Origin of the sequence: Paenochrobactrum sp. BZR 201-1 (assembly GCF_044987585.2) — a bacterium.
In the GTDB taxonomy this organism is placed as follows: domain Bacteria; phylum Pseudomonadota; class Alphaproteobacteria; order Rhizobiales; family Rhizobiaceae; genus Paenochrobactrum; species Paenochrobactrum pullorum.
On sequence record NZ_JBJDRZ020000024.1, the window covers coordinates 21,053 to 42,184 of the forward strand.

General features: G+C 47.8%; 16 protein-coding genes and 1 tRNA gene. 6 read left to right on the forward strand and 11 right to left on the reverse strand.

Features of this window, described 5'->3' with window-relative positions:
- The first annotated feature begins 28 nt into the window (after window positions 1-28).
- The 5 genes from ACI0FR_RS13425 (at window position 29) to ACI0FR_RS13445 (ending at window position 5,644) form a co-directional block, all read left to right on the forward strand.
- Entirely contained in the window at window positions 29-1,561 is a 1,533-nt protein-coding gene (locus ACI0FR_RS13425; protein ID WP_404907126.1) for a Sapep family Mn(2+)-dependent dipeptidase, read from the forward strand.
- A gap of 1 nt (window position 1,562) precedes the next feature.
- Complete coding sequence (locus ACI0FR_RS13430) at window positions 1,563-3,293, forward strand: dipeptide ABC transporter ATP-binding protein (RefSeq protein ID WP_404907125.1); 1,731 nt, start codon at window positions 1,563-1,565, stop codon at window positions 3,291-3,293.
- A gap of 81 nt (window positions 3,294-3,374) precedes the next feature.
- Window positions 3,375-4,412: a putative FMN-dependent luciferase-like monooxygenase gene (locus ACI0FR_RS13435; RefSeq protein WP_404907123.1), complete on the forward strand. Its 1,038-nt coding sequence runs from the start codon at window positions 3,375-3,377 to the stop codon at window positions 4,410-4,412.
- Window positions 4,413-4,421: 9 nt separating this feature from the next.
- Window positions 4,422-5,021 (forward strand): CMD domain protein, encoded by a 600-nt coding sequence (locus ACI0FR_RS13440; protein WP_374833380.1) that lies wholly within the window; start codon window positions 4,422-4,424, stop codon window positions 5,019-5,021.
- Window positions 5,022-5,038: 17 nt separating this feature from the next.
- Window positions 5,039-5,644, forward strand: coding sequence for an alkylhydroperoxidase domain protein (locus ACI0FR_RS13445; RefSeq protein WP_374833382.1), 606 nt, complete (start codon window positions 5,039-5,041; stop codon window positions 5,642-5,644).
- A 247-nt stretch (window positions 5,645-5,891) separates the two neighbouring features.
- Here ACI0FR_RS13445 and ACI0FR_RS13450 read toward each other — a convergent pair whose 3' ends face one another.
- The 6 genes from ACI0FR_RS13450 to ACI0FR_RS13475 all read right to left on the reverse strand — a co-directional run bounded on the left by ACI0FR_RS13450 (window position 5,892) and on the right by ACI0FR_RS13475 (window position 13,484).
- The gene (locus ACI0FR_RS13450) at window positions 5,892-7,649 is read right to left on the reverse strand and encodes a M14 family metallopeptidase (RefSeq protein WP_404907120.1); all 1,758 of its coding nucleotides are present in this window, start codon (window positions 7,647-7,649) and stop codon (window positions 5,892-5,894) included.
- On the reverse strand, window positions 7,646-8,503 hold the full coding sequence (locus tag ACI0FR_RS13455) for an ABC transporter permease (protein ID WP_374833386.1): 858 nt from the start codon (window positions 8,501-8,503) through the stop codon (window positions 7,646-7,648). The genes ACI0FR_RS13450 and ACI0FR_RS13455 overlap by 4 nt, the downstream gene beginning before the upstream one ends.
- A 3-nt stretch (window positions 8,504-8,506) precedes the next feature.
- Window positions 8,507-9,430, reverse strand: coding sequence for an ABC transporter permease (locus tag ACI0FR_RS13460; RefSeq protein ID WP_374833388.1), 924 nt, complete (start codon window positions 9,428-9,430; stop codon window positions 8,507-8,509).
- Between the two features lie 67 nt (window positions 9,431-9,497).
- A complete protein-coding gene (locus tag ACI0FR_RS13465; RefSeq protein ID WP_404907118.1) occupies window positions 9,498-11,030 on the reverse strand; it encodes an ABC transporter substrate-binding protein in 1,533 nt (510 codons plus the stop codon).
- A gap of 39 nt (window positions 11,031-11,069) precedes the next feature.
- The gene (locus ACI0FR_RS13470; protein ID WP_404907116.1) at window positions 11,070-12,920 is read right to left on the reverse strand and encodes an ABC transporter ATP-binding protein; all 1,851 of its coding nucleotides are present in this window, start codon (window positions 12,918-12,920) and stop codon (window positions 11,070-11,072) included.
- Between the two features lie 12 nt (window positions 12,921-12,932).
- The gene (locus tag ACI0FR_RS13475) at window positions 12,933-13,484 is read right to left on the reverse strand and encodes a winged helix DNA-binding protein (RefSeq protein WP_374833496.1); all 552 of its coding nucleotides are present in this window, start codon (window positions 13,482-13,484) and stop codon (window positions 12,933-12,935) included.
- Window positions 13,485-13,675: 191 nt separating this feature from the next.
- Between ACI0FR_RS13475 and ACI0FR_RS13480 the strand changes: the two genes are divergently transcribed.
- Complete coding sequence (locus ACI0FR_RS13480) at window positions 13,676-17,305, forward strand: hydantoinase B/oxoprolinase family protein (protein ID WP_404907114.1); 3,630 nt, start codon at window positions 13,676-13,678, stop codon at window positions 17,303-17,305.
- A 59-nt stretch (window positions 17,306-17,364) separates the two neighbouring features.
- On the opposite strand, the gene ACI0FR_RS13485 is transcribed toward ACI0FR_RS13480, so the two are convergent.
- From ACI0FR_RS13485 to ACI0FR_RS13505, 5 genes are all read right to left on the reverse strand, one after another.
- Complete coding sequence (locus ACI0FR_RS13485; protein WP_374833396.1) at window positions 17,365-18,063, reverse strand: phosphatidylserine decarboxylase; 699 nt, start codon at window positions 18,061-18,063, stop codon at window positions 17,365-17,367.
- A gap of 210 nt (window positions 18,064-18,273) precedes the next feature.
- The gene (locus ACI0FR_RS13490; protein WP_404907111.1) at window positions 18,274-19,209 is read right to left on the reverse strand and encodes a glycosyltransferase family 8 protein; all 936 of its coding nucleotides are present in this window, start codon (window positions 19,207-19,209) and stop codon (window positions 18,274-18,276) included.
- 132 nt (window positions 19,210-19,341) lie between these two features.
- Complete coding sequence (locus ACI0FR_RS13495) at window positions 19,342-19,776, reverse strand: GNAT family N-acetyltransferase (protein ID WP_374833400.1); 435 nt, start codon at window positions 19,774-19,776, stop codon at window positions 19,342-19,344.
- Between the two features lie 47 nt (window positions 19,777-19,823).
- Window positions 19,824-20,138, reverse strand: a complete 315-nt coding sequence (locus ACI0FR_RS13500) for a putative quinol monooxygenase (protein ID WP_404907107.1) — start codon at window positions 20,136-20,138, stop codon at window positions 19,824-19,826.
- 245 nt (window positions 20,139-20,383) lie between these two features.
- Window positions 20,384-20,457 (reverse strand) — tRNA-Cys (locus ACI0FR_RS13505).
- Between the last annotated feature and the right edge of the window lie 675 nt (window positions 20,458-21,132).

The following is a 21,132-nucleotide window of genomic DNA, read 5'->3' on the forward strand; positions in this document are numbered from 1 at the left end:
TCGTATATGGTTTTGAAAGGAAATTAAGATGAGCGATTTTTTAAATCAGTTACAAGAAGCAAGTGTTCTTTCTCCCAACGAACAGGCTTTTCTCGGTCGTATCGATGAATGGTTTGCAGCACATAAACAAGAATTTATTGCCGATCTGATTGATTGGGTGAGCTATCCAAGTGTGAGTGACGCCGATAAAGCCGCGCCTGATGCGCCCTTCGGCCCTGAAGTGGCACGTTTATTTGATCGCGTGATTGAACGCGCACATGCACTCGGTTTTAAAACAGAGCGTCATGATGGTTATGCCATTTCAATCTTGGGTGATGATGGATCTATCGATGAAGATATCGGCTTGGTGTCTCATCTTGATGTCGTGCCAGCGGGTGAAAACTGGACTTTCGAGCCATATCAACCATTTGAGCGGGACGGCTTCATTATTGGTCGAGGATCATCGGATAATAAAGGGCCAGCCTTACTCGACCTTTATTTGCTGCGCGCTTTTCGTGAGCTTGGTGTTGGTTTCAAACGTCGTTTGCGCATTGTTTATGGCGGGGCGGAAGAAACATCGATGGCAGATATTGCGTATTTTGCCGAACACGGCCCAGTGCCGCGCTTGTCCATCATTACTGACGGCGGGTTTCCGGTAAATTATGCACAAAAAGGCGGGCTAAATCTTGTGGTTCGCTTGCCTGTTCAAGGATCTGTCCTTGCGGGATTAAAAGCAGGTGTGGCCGCCAATGCGGTGCCTGCATCAGCAACTTTGGCCTTAAAAGATCGAGATATTAAAACGTGGGAAGAAAAAATAGCGTCCCTTTCAGCTGATCTGAGGGAAAAGATTAGTGTAGGACAAGATGGCGCCGACCTTATCTTGCATGCGCGCGGGCAATCAGGACATGCAGCATTTCCGGAAAATACGCTTAATCCTATTCCGCTTTTGTTACGTGCACTGATTGAAGCAGACACATTGCAAGGTGCCGATCTTGAACTTGCCAAACTGATCGCAGGTCTTTTGGCCGATCCTTGGGGCAAAGGTGCCGGTGTGGCTGATGAGGACGAACAAACAGGAAAACTGACCCTCAATGGTGGTCTTATTAGTGGTGATGAAAATGGTATCACATTGCATCTGGATATACGTTATCCGATATCGACCAATGTTGGCCAATTACTGACAGTTTTGGAAGAAAATATCCGTCCGTTTGAAGGTCATATTGACATTGAGCGCGACGCCAAACCCGTTCATTTTGACAAGAACAGCTCCTTGGTACAATTGCTGCAAAATAGTTTTGACACAGTGGCTGAAGCAAAAACCCAACCCTTTTCCATGGGTGGCGGAACCCATGCACGCGTGTTGCCAAATTCAATCACCTTTGGTCCGGGTTTCGGACGCGATCCGTCGCTTCTGTTTCAAGGCGAGGCTGTGAATGCACGACCGGATTTCATTCCGGCTGAAAACGGGTCGGCACATGGCCCTGACGAGTTTGTAGCAATTGAAAATCTGCGCAAAGCTTTGCTGGTTTATGCCGTTACCCTGCCACGCCTTGACCGCTGGGTAGATGAAGGGTTGGTGTGACATGCCGCTAGCGCTTAAAAAGGAAATTTTAACGGTTAATGATTTGTCGGTTCGTTTTCAGGATGGAAATGGCTATGTTGAGGCAGTCAAAAATATCAGCTTTGAATTGGCAAAAGGTGAAATATTAGCCATTGTCGGCGAAAGCGGTTCAGGAAAATCTGCAACTGCGATGGCTATTCTTAACCTGTTGCCGGGCAATGCAAAAGTTACAGGATTTGTAGGTTTTGCTACGCATGATCTGATTAATATAAACAAGCAAGTCATGCGGGATATTCGTGGCAAACGCATTGCGGTCATCTTTCAAGATCCGGCTGGCGCACTTGATCCGGTTTTTTCAATAGGTTTTCAGTTAGATGAAGCCATTCGCCTGTACAAACCGGAAATGCCCCGAAAGGCCCGGTTGGAGCGTGCTGCCGAATTGTTAAATCAGGTTGGCATTAATGATGCACAAAAACGACTGTCGCGCTACCCGCATCAGTTTTCCGGTGGTCAGTTGCAGCGCATCATGATTGCAATGGCGCTGGCCGGAGATCCGGAAATTCTGATTGCCGATGAACCAACAACGGCCTTGGATGTGACCGTGCAGCAGGACATTCTTGATCTGCTTTATCGCCTCAACCAAGAGAAGCAAATGGCACTATTGTTGATCACCCATGATATGGGCGTTGTCGCTGATTTGGCGCACCGTGTCATTGTGATGCGTCAGGGTGAAATTGTCGAAACTGCATCAGCAAACACATTATTTGCCAAACCATCACAAGACTATACGCGCCAATTATTAGCAGCAGTGCCGGATCAGCAAACTGCACGATCAAAACCAAAAATCATATCGGCAAAAAATGCACCGGTCATTGTCGAGCTGCGTGATGTGCGTCTTGCCTATGCAAGTGGCTTTGGACGGCGCACAGAGATTGTCAAAGGTGTATCTTTTGACATTCATGCCGGTTCCTTCATGGGGCTGATCGGGGAATCCGGCTCAGGCAAAACCACGATTGGCAGAAGTCTGCTGGGATTACTGAAACCCAATGCAGGTTCCATCCGCTTCACGGATGCCTTTATTGATGGTGGTTTAAAAGCCCAATCTAAACAATGGCGCAAGCATATAGGAGCGGTTTTTCAAAACCCTGCAAGCTCACTCAATCCGCGCGTGACAATCGGGCAATCCATTGCCGAACCTTTGCAAACGCAGACTGATTTCACCGCGCAAGAGATTAAAACGCGTGTTGCGGAATTGCTTGAGCAGGTTGGGTTGCCGCGCGGTTGGGAAAAGAGATTACCGTCCGAACTTTCAGGTGGTCAGCGCCAACGTATCGCGATTGCCCGTGCTTTGGCTCTAAAACCAAGATTATTGATTGCCGATGAACCGACATCGGCACTCGATGTATCCGTTCAGGCAGATATTTTGCAATTACTGGAAAATTTGCAAAATGAATATGGTTTTGCCTGTCTTTTTATCAGTCATGATTTGGCGGTGGTGCGTAATATTTGCCGATCGGTCATTGTGCTTCGTAATGGTGCCATCGTTGAAACCGGCTCTGTCAGCTCCGTATTGGATAATCCGCAGGATCCTTATACGCGCCAGCTTATTGCCAGTGCGCCGGTGGCTGATCCTGCAAAACAAGCTGAACGACGCAATGAGCGTTTTTCGGGGAAGACACCACAGGTTAGGCGTTTGAGTGAAAAACAATATTTGCTGCCGGTTTTACAAGGAACTGTATCAGCGGTTGCATGAATGATGTCGATCTTTGGGTTTTTCATGATGAAAAGCACACATACTGCATCAACTGATTTCTGATAGGTCGAGGATTAGATTATGACGATTTCAACCAAGCCCAAACGGCTCGGATTTTTTACGCGGGTGCTGGATCAGGCCGATGCGGGCGAGCGTTATCGTTTGGTAAGTGAACAAATAATCCATGCTGAAAAACACGGGTTTGACAGTGCATGGGTGGCTCAGCACCATTTTCATGCCGACGAAGGCGGCTTGCCGTCCCCTGCCGTTTTTCTGGCGCATGTCAGTGCCCGTACATCGCATATTCGTCTTGGCACTGGTGTTATTACACTGCCGATGGAAAACGCGATCCGTGTGGCGGAAGATACCTCAGTTCTGGATTTGCTGTCCAATGGCCGATTGGAAGTAGGCTTTGGTACCGGTGGCACACGGGAATCTTTTGAAACTTTCGGGGTCGACAGCGACAAAAGAGGCGAGGTTTATGCTGCCAATCTTCAGCTTGTGCGTGACGCTTGGAGTGGCATTCGCTTAAATGGTGGCAATCATCTTTATCCGACAGCGCCACATCTCATCAATCATGTCTGGCTCGCAACATTTTCCGCTTTAGGCTCAAAATTAGCAGGACTTAGTGGTGACGGGCTGATGTTGTCACGCACCCAACCGCGCGATCCCCAAAATCCGGATGCGTCTTTGTCCGATATTCAAAACCCGATCATCGATGCTTATCTGAATGCACTTCCGGAAGGAAAAACGCCGCGAATCCTTGGTTCGCGCAGCTTGTTTGTTGCAGAAGATCGCAAACGTGCACTACAATTGGCAGAATATGGCTTGAGTGATTTTGCGGCTAAAATGGCAGCACGCGGGCTCCCTGTTCAAGCACGCAATGTCGAAGATCTGATCCGCGTATTTGATAGTCACGTCGGCACACCCGACGATGTTATCGCATCATTAAAGCAGGATACTGCTTTGGCACGCAGCACCGATCTGGTGTTTCAGGTGCATTCAATTGATCCGCCGCATGAAGATATTTTGCGTTCTATTGAACTGACTGCGCAATATGTCGCTCCGGCATTGGGTTGGCACAAACAATCATCATCAAAGCTTGTAGCAGCAGAATGAGGAGCAAACATGAGCGCGCATAATAAGGATATTATTGATCAGCTGGCCGGTGTTAAAGCCGGCTCTTCACTTGATCATTTGAGGGCAAGACGACCTGTTACCAAAGAGCAGGCACAAGCAAGTTGGGAGGTTTTGTTTCAACCCGCCAACGAGACCGAAATTTCAATTACCGAGCGCCTTGCAGTCGGACTTTTTGTTTCAGAGCTACATGGGGACGTGGCCAGCCGCAAACTTTATGAAACAAAGCTGAAAAATCAGCCTGATGGTGAACAACTTGCTGATATAATCAGAAAAATTGCGCAAACAAATAAAGCAGAAGGGCCTTATGGGCACTTCCCACAAGGGCCATTAAGTGCAGAAGATCAGGATGGCCCGTCCTTTGTACAATCTAAAGAACATGCGCAAGTCGTGTCACAGCGCTTGTGGGCAGCTCTAACGCACGCACATTTTCTCGTTTTTCATCCGCGTGATGCAAACCCTGACCGTTTGAAAATTCTCACCAATGCTGGTTGGTCAGCAACCGGCATTATCACCTTGTCCCAGCTTATATCCTTTCTGGCTTTCCAGTTGCGTGTGGTCAGCGGACTGAAAATATTGGCCGAAGCTTAATTTTTGAAAGCAATTCCATGACAGAACAAGTGATCGAACCCCATATTGAGAACGGACCGACTGTTTTTACACAAGCTCAAGTCGGCTGGACGCCTTGGCTGGCACCTTTGGCAGAAGGTGAACTGAGCGAAAGACACAGGCAAGCTCTGGTAGAGCCTGCTCGTGCCAAAAATCCATATTTCACATTATTGGTGCGGGATCCGGATATTCTGGAAACACGCACAAAAACAGACAAAGATATTTTTTACAATACCAAGGATGGCCTAGCCCGTGCAGAGCGTGAGTTGGCAGCAACCGCCGCGTCGCGATTTAATGGTTGCATTTATTGCGCATCAGTTCATGCACGTTTTGCGTCGCATTTTTCCAAACGGGAAGAAGATGTGCAGCGCTTGCTTGATGAGGGGATTGATGCTGATCTGGGAGAGCGATGGAATGCGATCGTTGCTGCCTCTGTTGCGCTCACCGCAACACCACCTGCCTTTAATAAAGATCATGTCGTGCGTTTACGTGCAGCCGGTTTTGATGATGCAGAAATAAGCGATGTCATTCATGGTGCGGCATTTTTCAATTGGGCCAATCGTTTAATGTTATCCATTGGCGAGCCGACAGGCGTTAATGCATAAATTTTTAACGCGAATAGGTGGGGTCAGGTTTGAAATACGGCTTGCATTGATAATAGTAAATTATCAATGCAAGCATTCATTCTGGAGCGTACCTGTTCGCCTCAAGTGAGGAGGAATTACGAGAACAAAACGACGGCTCATTATTTGAGTGAAATTTGTACTAAAAATTCAAACGCCGCTAATTAAAATCTCCAAAATGATTTTTAAAGTAAAGGCGCGTCTTAGTGAAAGAAACGCCGTTCATAATTTATACCAGCAAGTTTTTTCTGCTTAAATTTTGCAAAGCATCATAAGCGGAAAGAACGGTTTCCATCTGTGCAGTGTGACCGCGGATGAAATCGTCACCATAAATGGTTTCATCCGGATATTCCGTAATCAGTGTCATCGGCACCATATGACGGTCATCGACACTGATCAGACACGGAAAGCCATTGATGATACGAAAGCCGGTTTCGCCGGCATGCTTTTCAAACAATGCAATTTGCGAATTATTATAGTCAACAAGTCCTGTAATGGCGGATAGGTGGCGGGTGACATGATCAACCAGCTCTTCGGATTGTTTTAGCCATTCACTGTGATGGCGAACAATCAGAAAGAAGCCTTTAGGTAGTGTCCACATGCCAAAACCGCGTGGGACATAACCTGAAAGCGGGCGTGTCCATTCATGCGACGGATAGCCGTGCAAATTGACATGCAGTTTTGCACCCGTTAATTTTTCGGCCTGAATGCGGATCGCTTTTTCCCAAAGCTTGTCGCCATTATTTTCAACACTGCGATATTCCAGATCATCACCCATCGCGGTATAGCGCGCTGCATGGTGCATATGTTTCGGATTAGCGGCACATAAACGACGGTGTAACTCGTAGCCGTCCGGATTTTCTTGCGGCGAAATGGTGAAATGCGCCGAACTGCGGGCTTTCAGCTGACGAGCCGCACGCAAGGCACCAACAACACCTGTTGTTTCATTGGCATGTTGGCCGGCACTGATGATCATTGGCTGATCACTGCCTTTGATATAGCGTCCATGAACCGTGCGGCCGGAACGGGATTTACTTTGATAAATTTCTCCACCGATTTGCTCAAGTTCTGCTAAAATTTGAGCCGCAAAAAGAGGCGTTTGAGCTGTTTCAAGCTTTTGATCGTCGCCTGTTGCATCAATGGTCGAAAGCGGGCGGATGGTGATGCAGATGGAAGGTGCTTGGTCTGCATAGGTGATTTCAGGTACAATTTGCCCCGGTTGCAGCCCGCGATCACCGAGTGGGCGACCGGATTTTTTCTGAAAAACTTCTAAAAGAGAGAAATAGAAATCTTCATGCAAAGCTTCGCTTAAGCTAATGGCTTCTTCGGCATAGGCCAGCTTTTTGTCTTTTGCAGGCAGACGAACGCTAATATTAAGCTCTTCAAAATATGGCTCGCTCACCCCCCATGGATAGGTAGTGACAGCTGTAATACCGGCATGAAACATCTTTTCATAATCTGTTTCAAAGCGCTCTGATGTTGTGCCATCTGTACGGGTAATTTTTAGCCAGCCTGTTGGTGACAAAAGTGTTTCGCCAACAGCATCTTGATGAACGCGATTGGGTGCAAAGACTTCGTGGCTCTCTACGCGACCGTCCTGATAGGTCAGCTCGACGTAATAGATGAAGTCTTCTTTGCCGGACGGTGTAAAATCAACACTTGCACGACCGACCAATTTTGTCAGCGGATAGGTTTCCAGCAAAAAGCGGTTTGGCGCGCAGGCTTCATGCGATGGATAAGCGATTTTGATGTCTTTGACGGATGTACAATCAACACCCTCAAGAAAAAAATGCACAAGTGGCTTATAGGCACTATGTATTTTAGCCTCAACACCAAGTGCGTTCAGCTTTTTTTCTGTTGTTTTACGGCTTTGTTCGTCGTCAAAAAGCCATGCTTCAATGAAAGCGCCGTGCATTGCCGGAGAGCCACATAAAGCCAGTAATTGATCAATGCTGCGTTCAAAGCTATTTTCAAAAATAATGGTCATCGTGATGTTCTCCCTGTCGGATCAAGGCTGTCACGCAGCCAGTCGCCGAGAAGGTTAAGACCTAGAACGGTCAGCAAAATTGCTAACCCTGGGAAAACGCTCACCCACCATGCGGTTTGCAAATAGGTGCGGCCATCAGCCAGCATCCCGCCCCAGCTTGGAATGGTCGGATCAACACCGAGACCCAAAAATGTCAGACTGGATTCCAGCAGAATATTATTGGCAACATTGAGGGTCATTAACACGATAACAGGACCCAATAAGTTAGGCAGTAGATGCTGGAAAATGATGCGCCAGTCTTTCACGCCGATTGCACGCGCAGAAAGGATGAATTCGCGTTCACGCAATGCCAGTACCGAACCGCGGACAAGGCGGGCATATTGCACCCATTGTGAGACAATCAGAAGGACGATAGTATTCACCAGCCCACCTCCGACAATGGCGATAAAAGTAATCGCCAGCAGGATGAAAGGAAGCGCTAATTGCACGTCAGCAAAGCGCATGACCAACATATCCCAGAACCCGCGATAATAACCGGCAATCAGCCCCATGATAACGCCAAAAACCACAGCGCCAGCGACTGATATAAAGCCGACCATCAGCGAGATTTTACCGCCTGTGACCACGCGCGCCAGCACGTCACGCCCAAGGGGGTCAGTGCCGAAAATATGCGCGATGTTGGTAAATGGCGGGGTAAGACGCGCCATCAGATCAATTTTATCCGCGCCATTTGGAAAGAGCAGGCCGGAAAAAAGAACGGCTAAGCAGATGATTGCTGTCAGACCAACGCCAAGAATAAATTCAAGACTGAGCAAACGGGAGAACAGCAGGGAAGAGGAAGTTTTCGCGGCCATATTCTACTCCGTCCGGATGCGTGGATCGACAAGGCCATAGGCAATATCGACCAGAAGGTTGACACCGATAATCAAGAGCGACAATACGGTGATGGTTGCTTGCAATACTGGGTAATCACGGCCGGAAACGGCATCAAAAGCCAGCGTTCCCATGCCCGGCCAGCTGAACACGCGCTCAACGACCACAATGCCGCCAAGCAGACCACCAAATTGAAGGCCGAAATAAGTGATCAGTGGAATAGCGCAATTGCGCAAGGCATGTTTGTAGAGAACTTTGTTTTCACTCAAACCTTTGGCACGGGCAACCATGATATATTGCGATTGTAAAGTTTCGAGCATCGCAGTGCGCACCAGTCGCACATTGGTGGCGGTGAGAATAATGCCCATCGTGACCGCAGGCATGATGTAACTTTCAAAGCCGTTCATGCCGCTTGGCGGCAGCCATTGTACGCTGACGGCAAAGACGAGCACCAACATAGTTGCAAGCCAGAAATTTGGAAATGACAGGCCGACGAGCGATAGGATACGGATCAGCTGATCTGCCCATTTGCCGCGCGATGTTGCGGCCTTAATGCCGAGCGGAATGGATACGATAATAGAAACAATCATCGAGGCAAAGGCAAGCTTCAAAGTGGCAGGAAGCGCGTCTTTAATGAGCACATTGACCGGTGTTCCGCCAAGGAAACTGCGCCCAAAATCAAGCGTGAACAGGCCTTTAATAAAGTTCCAATATTGCACGATGAATGGTTGGTTCAAGCCCAAACCTTCACGGATACGCTCCAGATCGGCCTCGGTGACACTGCCTGCGCCTTGGGTGAGCATCAGCGCCGGATCACCGGTCAGACGGATTGCAAAAGCGACGGTCAGTGTCACAACAATGACGACAAAGATCGCCTGTAAAATTCGTTTGATCAGAAAACCGGCCAAAATGATGATCCTTTATAATATCAAGGAATTGCCGCGCCGATCAAAATCGGCGCGGTTTATTGTTGTATTAATCGACGCTGACTTCATTCAGACGCAGACGGCTGTCTGGTGCCGGTACGAAATCTTTGACGCGTTTGTTGATGCCGTAAATTGCTTTCTGGTTATAAAGCGGCATTTCCAGAGCGCGTTCGGCGGCGTATTTTGCTATGTCTTTCAAGATGACTTCACGCTTTACCCGATCAGTGATCGCGCGCTGGGATTCAAGCATTTCATTCATCTTCGGATCATCATCATACGGGTTCCACTTTTCACCGGTGTGATACATGGAATAAGCTGTATTATCATAATCGAATGTCCAACCGCCCCATGACTGCTGGAACATCGCGCCGGTTTTTCCCTGCGGAATGATGTCATTCAGAAGAACGTTGGTTTCGTATGGTTTGATGGTCGCCGTAATGCCGATCATCTGCAAATAGCTGGAGATTGCCTGAACAACTTCGTTCAAAGTCGCATCATTACCGCGAATATCGATCTGAACACTCGCGCCTGGTTTAACACCTGCTTCAGCAAGCAGCTTTTTGGCAGCTTCCGGATCATAAGGAAGCGGCTTCAGTTCAGGATCATAACCGAAAGATAATGAGCCTTGCAGACTGCCGATCGGTTCTGCTTGACCACCCAAAATAGACTGGATGATGGTGTCGCGATCAACGCCGAGGATTAAAGCTTTACGCACACGCGGATCAGCGGTGATGCCGTCACGGGTGTTAAAGCGTAAAGAATGAACGGTCGGGCCGGCAGTTGTCACGATCTCAAGCATCGGATCGCTCTGAATGGTTGGGATCATGCTGATTGGAATGGTTGGCGGGATCACGAGATCAACACGACCGGCTTGCAGTTCTGCAACAGCCGTTGCAGGCTCAGTGATAAAGCGATATTCCAGTTCGGAAAGCTTTGGCGCGCCGCCCCAATGGTCTGCAAATGCTTCCATCTGGATGCCGACTTTTGGCTTATAGCTGGTGACTTTGAACGGGCCGGTACCGACAGGATTGGCGTTGAAGAAATCATCGCCTTTTTCCTGAATATATTTTGGTGGGACGATCATCGCACCATAACCGGCCAGCTTGGTCATCAAAACCGGATCGGTGTCTTTCAGGTGGAAATCAACGGTTTTATCGTCGATGACTTCAACTTTATCAATCGCTACATAATTGGAGCGCTGCGGGCCCTTGCCGCCTTCTTCACCGAGCAGGCGTTCAAAAGTGAATTTTACGGCTTCAGCATTAAAGTCTTCGCCATTGTGGAATTTTACATTCTCACGAAGATGAAAACGAATGCGCTTGCCTTCGTCTAATTCTTCCCATGATGTTGCCAGAGCCGGGACGATTTTCAGATCAGGGCCGCGATAGACCAGACCGTCATAGATATTGGTGGCAACGGATGCCCAGTTGACCAAAAAAGTGTCAATCGGATCCCAGCTGCCCGGATCTTGCGGTGAGGATACGGTCATTTTGCCGGCAGCAAATGCCGGTGAGGCTGACAGGGCAACGGCAGATAATGCTGTCGCCAATGCCAGACTGGAGAAAATGGTTTTTAGTCTCATGCTCTCGACTCCCTTTTTTAAATATTCAGCTGTCTGGTTTTATGTGTTGAGTGCAATAAAATGGCCATTGGCCACTTCTTCATATTGCCATATTTGCGGCTTGTCTTCGATCCGTCTGGTGGTGCTTGGAATTTCACCTTCCAGCATAACACGATTGGTACGTGCCAGCGGATCGGCCACAGGAACGGCAGAAAGCAAACGACGAGTATAATTATGAGACGGCGTTTCAAAAACCTGCCGGCGTGACCCCATCTCCATGATCTGGCCGAGATAAAGAACCGCAACGCGATGACTCATCTTTTCAACCACTGCCATGTCATGGCTGATGAAGAGGTATGCGAGCCCGTGCTCTTTTTGTAAATCCATGAACAGATTGATAATTTGCGCCTGAATGGACACATCAAGTGCGGAAAGAGCCTCGTCTGCAATGATGAGTTTCGGGTTTGATGCAAGCGCACGTGCGATACATACACGTTGACGCTGTCCGCCGGAAAACTCATGCGGATAGCGGTTGGCAACAGCAGAGCTTAAGCCGACCCGCTCAAGTAATTCGTCAACGCGCTTGGTAATGGAAGCTTCATCTAGAATAAGACCATGCGTGCGGATTGGCTCGGCAATGGAAAAGCGAATGGTTTTACGTGGATCAAGCGACGCAAACGGATCCTGAAAGATATATTGCACTTGCTGGCGCATACGGAAACGTTCAGCGGCACTCATTTCGGAATAGGCTTTGCCATTAAAACGCATATCGCCGGAAAGAGGCTGCTGCAACTGCTGGATGGTGCGCCCGATCGTGGATTTGCCCGAACCGGATTCACCCACCAATGCCAGCGTTTCGCCCGGATGAATATCAAAACTGACCTGCGACACAGCATTACAGACATGAGTGACACGTCCGAAAATATTCTTCTTTATATTAAAGCGAACGGAAAGATCGCGTACCGACAAGAGCGGCGGCTGTTCAGGGCGTGCTGTATTTTGAATACGCGTTTCGCCGACCTGAACAGGCTTGCCGTCTTCAAGGATCGTGACCGGTGTTCTGATCGGGAAATCTTCACCGGCCATGCTGCCAAGTTTTGGCACGGCAGAGAGTAGAACTTTTGTATAAGCATGCTGAGGATTAGCGAAAATATCATTAACCGTGCCTTCCTCAACTTTCTTGCCCTTCCACATTACCACCACATCATCGGCCATTTCAGCGACAACACCCATATCATGGGTGATGAAAATCACGGCCATCTCCAGTTCTTTTTGGAGATCACGAATGATGTGCAAAATCTGCGCCTGAATGGTGACATCCAGTGCTGTGGTTGGTTCATCGGCAATAAGAAGTTTTGGGCGGCAGGCGAGCGCCATCGCAATCATCACGCGCTGACGCATGCCGCCGGAAAGCTGATGCGGATAGCGTGACAACAAGCCTGCCGCATCGGGCAAGCGCACCATTTCAAGCAGGCGCTGCGCTTCTTTCAACGCATCTTTTTTCGATAATTTTTCATGCAACATCAACACTTCGGCAATCTGGTCACCAATGGTGAAAACCGGATTAAGCGAGGTCATCGGCTCCTGGAAAATCATGGCAATTTCTTTGCCACGAATGCGACGCATCGTTTTCTGCTCAGTTTCAAGCAGGTCTAATCTGCCTTTGGAACCAGTAAATTGAATTTCGCCTTCCGGATATTGCGCTCCTTGCATGTCAGCCAGACGCATTACTGAAAGCGATGTGATGGATTTGCCGGAGCCGGATTCGCCAACAATGGCTAAAGTTTTGCCGGGTTTGACAGAAAAGCTCAATTGGTCGACGACCCGCGCAGTGCCGAACTCGACGGAGAGATTTTTGACTTCCAGCAATGGCTGGATTTCAGCTGTTTGGCGAAGCTGTGCGTCGTTCACTCCGGTCATCCTTTATAGTGTAATGGCAGAACGGGCTGCCTGATTAAATGCACCTGACATGAAACGTAGCAGAGCCGCTACTTCCGACAGGGTTTCTTCAGATGGGCGTGCACTTGCCGTTGGTCCCACAAGCAAGCGCTCGCGGATTTGCGCGTAATGCGCACAGGCTTCAGCACCTTTTTCTGTTATACGAACAGTTTTTTCTTTTGCTGCTTTACCAGTGGTGAGCAGTCCGGCTTTTTCCAGTTTCCGCAGGGCATAAGTGGCAATATGCGTGTCTTCAATATCAAGAACAAGACAGATATCAGCAAGTTTTTTTTCACGTCCGCGATGGCGGATGGAATGCAGAATCAGGATTTCAATCGGAGAGAGACCCGGCAATCCTGCTGCCGCCATGCAGCGAACCATCCAGCGGGAAAAGGCGTGGGAGGCAAGAATCAAGCCATATTCGACTTCTGATAATGCGGTGGAACCACCTTCAGCTAAATGAGCAGAAGAAACAATGGGTGTGATGGAGGGGGCATTGCGCAAATGTTCTGGCAAAGTACTTTCGGGCAAATTCATGTTTGCAAATGCTGAATTGCCACCATCCTTCCCGCTGGCCTTCACACTGGTTTTTTTATTGCTCATATTGCCTTGCTCCCAAACTCATGTATTTTATGTCACCATCTTATCGACATTTTGTCAATAAAATGAAACAATCTTTTCTGATAAACACTCCGGATAATGGTAAATTTTTCACAAGGAATCCGATAATGAGCGGAACGGCACCACAGATTTCGCAAGTCTGGGACTTCTGGATTGATCGTGGCGGTACATTTACGGATGTTATCGGCCGTGACCCTCAAGGGCAGCTTCATGCCCGCAAAGTGCTTTCAGAAAATCCGTCCGCTTATAAAGATGCTGCTGTTCAGGGCATTCGCTTACATCTTGGCTTGCAAGATGGCGAACCGGTTCCGACAGGTGCTATCGGTGAAGTGCGTATGGGCACAACGGTTGCAACCAACGCATTGCTGGAACGCAAGGGCGAAAAACTGGCACTCGTGACCACCAAGGGTTTCCGAGACGCGCTTCGCATTGGTTATCAGGAGCGCAAGAATATTTTTGCAACTGAAATCATCAAGCCGGAAGCGCTTTACGATCAGGTTGTGGAAATTGACGAGCGTATATTAGCTAATGGCAGCATTGATACAGCGCTTGATTTAACCCAGGCTGAAAGCGCTTTGCGCGCGCTTAAAGCTGAAGGCTATAATGCTGTCGCGATCATCTTCATGCATGCTTACAAATTTCCGGAACATGAAGCCAAAGTTGCCAAAATCGCGCGCGATATCGGCATCGAACAGGTCTCGGTCAGTCATGAAGTATCCCCGCTGATTAAACTGGTTGGCCGTGGTGATACAACCGTTGTTGATGCTTATTTGTCACCGGTTTTGCGCCGTTATGTGGCGCAGGTTTCACGCGAACTGGACGTGGAGCGCACGGGTGCGCGCGTCATGTTCATGATGTCGTCCGGCGGCTTGACGGCGGCGGATATGTTTCAGGGTAAAGACGCGATTCTCTCCGGCCCTGCGGGCGGTGTGGTCGGTCTGGCGCGTACCGGTGAAACGGCTGGTTTCCATCAGGTTATTGGTTTCGATATGGGGGGGACATCGACAGATGTTGCCCATTTTGATGGCGAATATGAGCGTGCTTTTGAAACAGAAGTTGCAGGTGTACGTGTCCGCGCGCCGATGATGCTGATCCATACGGTTGCTGCCGGTGGCGGCTCGATCCTCCATTTTGATGCTGGGCGTTTCCGCGTTGGTCCTGATTCTGCTGGTGCTAATCCGGGCCCAGCTTGCTATCGCAACGGCGGGCCTTTGGCAGTGACCGATGCCAATGTGATGCTTGGCAAATTGATGCCGGATTATTTTCCATCCATTTTTGGGCCTAATCAAGACAAGTCGCTCGATGTGGAACGGGTACGTGAATTATTCACGCAAATGGCGGACGAAATCGGCGATGGCCGTTCGCCTGAAAGCGTTGCCGATGGCTTCATCCGCATTGCCGTTGCCAACATGGTTGAAGCGATCAAGAAAATTTCAGTACAACGCGGTTATGATGTCACCCGTTATGCGCTAAACTGCTTCGGTGGGGCAGGCGGGCAGCACGCGTGTTTGGTCGCTGATGCATTGGGTATGAAAAATATTCTGCTTCATCCGATGTCAGGCTTGCTATCTGCTTATGGAATGGGCTTGGCCGATATTCGTGCCACCCGCCAAAAAGCTTTGGGCGTTGATCTTGATAAAGATGCGCCTGTGCAATTATTCGCCCTTGGTAGCGAATTGGCGCAAGAATGTGTAGCGGAATTAATGGCGCAAGGCGTTAAAGAAGACGTTATAACTACGCATTTGCGTGCGCATATCCGTTATTCTGGTACAGATACCGTGCTTTCGATTGATGCTACCTATCCGGCAGTGGATGCAGCAGAACGTTTGCGCGCTGAGTTTGAAGCGGCACATAAGCGCCGCTTTGGTTTTATTGCTGAAAATAAAGCACTGGTGATTGATGCGGTAGAGCTTGAAACCGTCGGTGGTGGCGCTGGTGAAGGCGAAGCGCAAAGTTCTGCTGGTGAAGCAGGAGAAGCCACAGCCTCCCGTCATACCCGCTTTTATTCGCATGGCGCTTTTCATGATGCATCAGTTGTTGTGCGTGAAACCATGCAGCGCGGCCAGACCGTAACCGGCCCTGCTATTATCATTGAAAAAAACCAGACCATTGTAATCGAAGATGGCTGGCAGGCACGTCTGACCGGTCATGATCATATGGTGCTGACCCGTATAAAAGCCTTACCGCAACGTGTGGCGATTGGTACGGATGCTGATCCGGTGATGTTGGAAATCTTCAATAATCTGTTCATGTCGATTGCTGAACAGATGGGCGTAACGCTGCAAAATACTGCTTATTCAGTGAATATCAAAGAGCGCCTTGATTTTTCCTGTGCTGTTTTTGATGCGACCGGCAATCTGGTTGCCAATGCACCGCATATGCCTGTGCATCTGGGCTCGATGGATGCATCAGTTGCAACTGCAATTCGTGAAAATCCGGTGATTAAACCGGGTGATGTTTTCCTGATTAACGCGCCTTATAATGGCGGAACACATTTGCCGGATCTGACCGTTTGTACACCTGTCTTCGATGATACAGAAACAGAAATCCGCTTCTGGGTCGCCAGCCGTGGTCACCATGCCGATATTGGTGGTATTGCGCCGGGATCAATGTCGCCATTAGCGGTCAATATCGAGCAGGAAGGTGTCTATATCGACAATTTTAAACTGGTCGATCAAGGTCACTTCCGTGAAGATGCACTGGCTGATTTATTGAACGGTGCGACATATCCGGTTCGCAATTTGACTCAAAATGTCAATGATCTGAAAGCACAGATTGCCGCTAATGAAAAAGGCGTCACTGAACTGCGCAAAATGATTGGCTATTTCGGCGAAGATGTCGTGAAAGCCTATATGGGGCATGTTCAGGATAATGCTGCGGAAAGTGTGCGCCGTGTGCTGGATCAATTGCCGGATGGTGGTTTTTCTTATGAAATGGATCAGGGCTGTAAAATTGAAGTCAATATTACTGTCGATCGTGTAAACCGTGAAGCAATCGTTGATTTTACCGGTACTTCAAAACAGCAATCGAATAATTTCAATGCACCTGAGCCTGTAACCCGTGCGGCTGTTCTATATGTTTTCCGCGTATTGGCTGAAGGCGATATTCCGATGAATGCCGGTTGCTTGCGCCCGATTAAAATTGTTGTGCCAGAAGGTTCGATGTTGTCGCCGCATTATCCAGCTGCAGTTGTTGCCGGTAATGTGGAAGTCAGTCAGGCTGTCACCAACTGCTTGTTTGGTGCAACCAAAGCGATGGCTGCCGCACAAGGCACAATGAATAATCTGACATTCGGGAATGATGAATATCAGTATTATGAAACGATTTGTTCGGGTGCTCCGGCAGGGCCAGGTTTTAACGGCGCGGATGCGGTGCACACACATATGACCAATTCACGTTTGACAGATCCTGAAATTCTGGAGTCGCGTTTTCCTGTTATGTTGGAAGATTTCCATATACGCAAAAACTCAGGCGGATGTGGTCAATGGACAGCCGGTGACGGTACTCACCGCACCATCCGTGCATTGGAAGAGCTGGAATTTGCCATTCTTTCCGGACATCGCCGCGTGCGGCCATTCGGGCTGGAAGGCGGCGAAGAAGGTGAACTTGGGCGTAATGAAGTGCGTCGCTTGGACGGCACCTTTCAAGTTCTGCAAGGTTGCGATCAGGTCGTGTTGCAAGCTGGCGAAGCCTTTACGGTTATTACACCAACCGGTGGCGGTTACGGCAAAAAGTAATCTGTCTCGCCAGATCAAAAACAACCACTCCCATTTAGTCATGGGCGTGGTTGTTGTGTTCAGCTGGTTTTGTAATATTTAGAATTTGTTCTATCATTTAAATGCGCCAGCACAGTTTCGCCAACGATTGCAAATTGACCAACTGATACATTTAATGGTGTTCCAAGCGGCAGATAGACATCAAGGCGTGAGCCGAAACGGATAAGCCCGAAACGGTCACCAACTTCCATTTTTTCATTTTCGCTGACCCAATGTTCAATACGTCGGGCAATGAGCCCTGCAATCTGCACAACTGCAATCAGGCCATATGGGGTTTCAACAACCAGCCCGTTTCTTTCATTATGATCGCTGGCTTTGTCCAGTTCTGCATTGAAGAATTTTCCTGATTTGTAGGCGATACGGCTAATTGTTCCGCTGACTGGAATGCGGTTTATATGACAATCAAAAATACTCATGAAAATGGAAATGCGCAGCATCGGTTCATTTGGCAAACCAAGCTCTGGTGGCGGTGCCACTTCAGTAATCATACTGACACGACCTTCGGCAGGCGAAACAACAATGCCCTCGGATACTGGTGTGATACGATAAGGATCACGGAAGAAATATCCGACCCAGATAGTAATGATGAAAGCTGGCCAGAAAAGAAAAGCGGACAGCATGCTGAGTCCGGCAGTGGCAATAAGGCCTAGACATAAAAATGGATAGCCCTTTTTATGAATGGGTACGAAGCAATCTTTGACAGAAGACATTATGCTCATATCCTGTTCCTTTACTGCCATTCACCGATAGGGAGAATGGTTAGTAAGGTACAATGTCTTTAAACAGGGACAGTTTGGATAATGAGGCTATGCCGGTTATTTTAATGGCCGGTGTTTGATTTCAGTGTATCATATAAACGTATCTGGTTTTGGCAGGGCAGGAAGAGTGTCCGCCTCTGCAATTTTGAACAATCAAGAAATTATAGTGTTCTAGAATTTAATATCTGGAAATATCCGTTGGAATTCTTTCTGAGCGCGCCGGTAGCGCCAAACTGCGCGTCCGCGGGCTTTCCAAATATCTTTTCGCGCCTTTATCCAAGGTTTTGGCGTGCCATGAAAATGGACAATACAATCTGGCGATGACGTGCACTCATCAAGACTGCCACCCAGAGATAGACTATTATTTCTTTGCCGCCTCGTGCGCGACCACGACGAATTGAAGGCGGGATTAAGCATAAGGGTTCTGCCATTAAAGACCTTGTTCAGATGATCCTGATCAGCCAATTCGTAATTATTGGCCGCAGTAACATTTCGCATCGCCTCATAAACATTTGGCTCAGCCCGAATGGCATCCGTATCAATGAGGAGAACGCCGGAATTGAAATATTTTGAGATATCATTTTGGCCGAGAAGTTTTTGCAGTGATGCAATACGGTGAGAATGCTTTTTAGTAACCGTAAGATCAAGCGCCGCCCATTTGGCAACGACAAAATCCCGAACTGCACCGATAAGATGGCCGTTAAGATCGATTGAGAACAAGGGTGCCAGATCACCTCTTACATGTGTGTCACCATCAATATAGAGGATTCTACCGGAAAGTTTTTCAGCTATTCGTAAACGACCCAACATCGCAGCAGTCAACCGAGTGTCGTTTTGTTTTCTGCCACCGATATCTTCATCGGTTAAAGCTAAACAATTGAGAGTTACAAGGGGGCTAGTCTGCGCTACCCGTTTGACCTCGCTCCAGTCATTTTCAGTTAGTTGATCACCCCAAAAATGTACAATTACAGGTCCCGAAAAATGGTTCAAAGCACTCCACAATGTGAAGAGCGTAGGTTTTAGGTAACCCCGGTCAGTTACAAATACCAGTTGCGGTGTCTGTCCAATGGTAGATTGGCTGTTTAATTTCGGCATTTGGATGCTCAAGATTATATCCCGCTTTTTTACCGGAGGAAACTTTACCTGTCGCTATGATTTCTTCTATCGTCATATTAGTATTGTCAACTGACAGGTTGAGATGTTTTTTGGATATGTGGTTGCAGGATGGAAGCGCGGTTTTTACGAACTATCTGAACAAACCGAGTAGGCCTTTTGTACAACGTTATCCAGTTCACGATAAGTCTTAAACCCCATGGATTCATAATAAGATAGCGCGGCTATATTATCTGCACCGATATAAGCATCAATTTTTTCGATATTGGCTTTTTCGGCAGCTATCCTGCTTTTAGAGAAAAGAGCTTTGCCTACACCTCGTCGATGAGCTCTTGGACTGATATGTGTACCGATGATTGCCCAACCTTGCGGTACATTAAAACGATTTCCTTCGCGTGCATGGATGAGCGATTGGAAGCCGAGAATTTCGGCAGTTTCGTCTGTAGCGACACTACATAAGATATTAGACGGGTTATTGATATAATTGAAAATAATAAAATCAATATCTGCGGGGCGTTCACGCCCGTTGCTGGCAATAATTTCGCGCAGTACAGCGCTCATTCCTGCTGCATCATCAATCCGTGCGGTTCGTATTATGAGTGTCATTTTTATCCAGCAGGAAATGTTGTAAACGGTAACGGAAATCCGTCCATCATGATAAAGGACGGAGCCTGCCGTTGGTGCGCATTGATTTGTGGTACAAGTCGCATGAAATGTTCTGATGCACAATGTTGATCCAGAGCATTTCTATCCGGCCATTCTTCAATAAAAATAAAATGGCCGGAGTCTTTTTGATCTATGTAGAGATCATAAGCAATGCACAATGGCTCACATTTGGTTTTCTCAACCAGCTCTTTGTAAAGAGGTAAAACAATCTGGATTTTTTCTGGCTTTATAAAATCCTGCGCAATTACTTTTAACATGAGTATTCCTTAAATTAATAAAATGACAGACATTGTGCATTGTCTTTTTGCAATCTACAGCACTCCATAAACAAACCAATGCAATGAAATATGTTTCAATCCAAGTGATTTTTTGGACTCATCAAGTAGGTTGTTGCTATTTTGTTCACGTATTATTTTTTGTCAATCATTAAATAATGAATGACAAAATTCAGCAGTGTATAGATGGCTGGGATAGGAAGGGAATTTGCAATAATATAAATAATTGGAGGCCGGATCTGGGATCGAACCAGACTATACGGATTTGCAATCCGTTGCGTAACCACTCCGCCATCCAGCCTTTCCACGTTGTATATAATCTTTATTCTTAGTCGTAATCGGCCGGATAAATTATAATGCATAGCCGGGTTCATCAGGCTGTTTTAATGATGAATATACTTTCACCTTGAAGAAGAGATGATTATGGTTTGAATAATTATCTAATGCCTCAAAATATGAAGTTTCACGATTTGAGATGATTTTGGCAATATGACTGCAACTTAACCCGACATAAAGCCAGTAGCATTTTTTTGCCAATACCTGGCGACCAATGTCTGGTCACGGTTTTTGCCCAATTGCTTGCGCCAATAATCACGAATTATTTTTGCCTGAACTGCTTAACCTGCAAATCACTCGAAACTATCGTTGCCATTTGGCCAGGGTATGGCAAGAAGCTTTCAGGTGAGCTGTTCTGCTGCTGTGTAGCGGTGTTTTGGTCCCATCTATTTTTCGTTTTTCTGATCTGTCATTGAGATTTCGCCAATATACATAGCGGAGTTTCTCCATGGAGCCTCGATTAGATTTTCTCACAACCGATCAGAGTAAGCGCGGCAAGCCTCGCCAGTGGTCGACTGCTTTCAAGGCACTGATTTGTTTCAGAAAGCTTGCATCCAGGCGTAACGGTTCAGCAAGTCGCAGATCGTTATGGTGTTCGGGCGAATACCTGTCTTCGTGGCGCACGCTGGCGCGCAAAGGC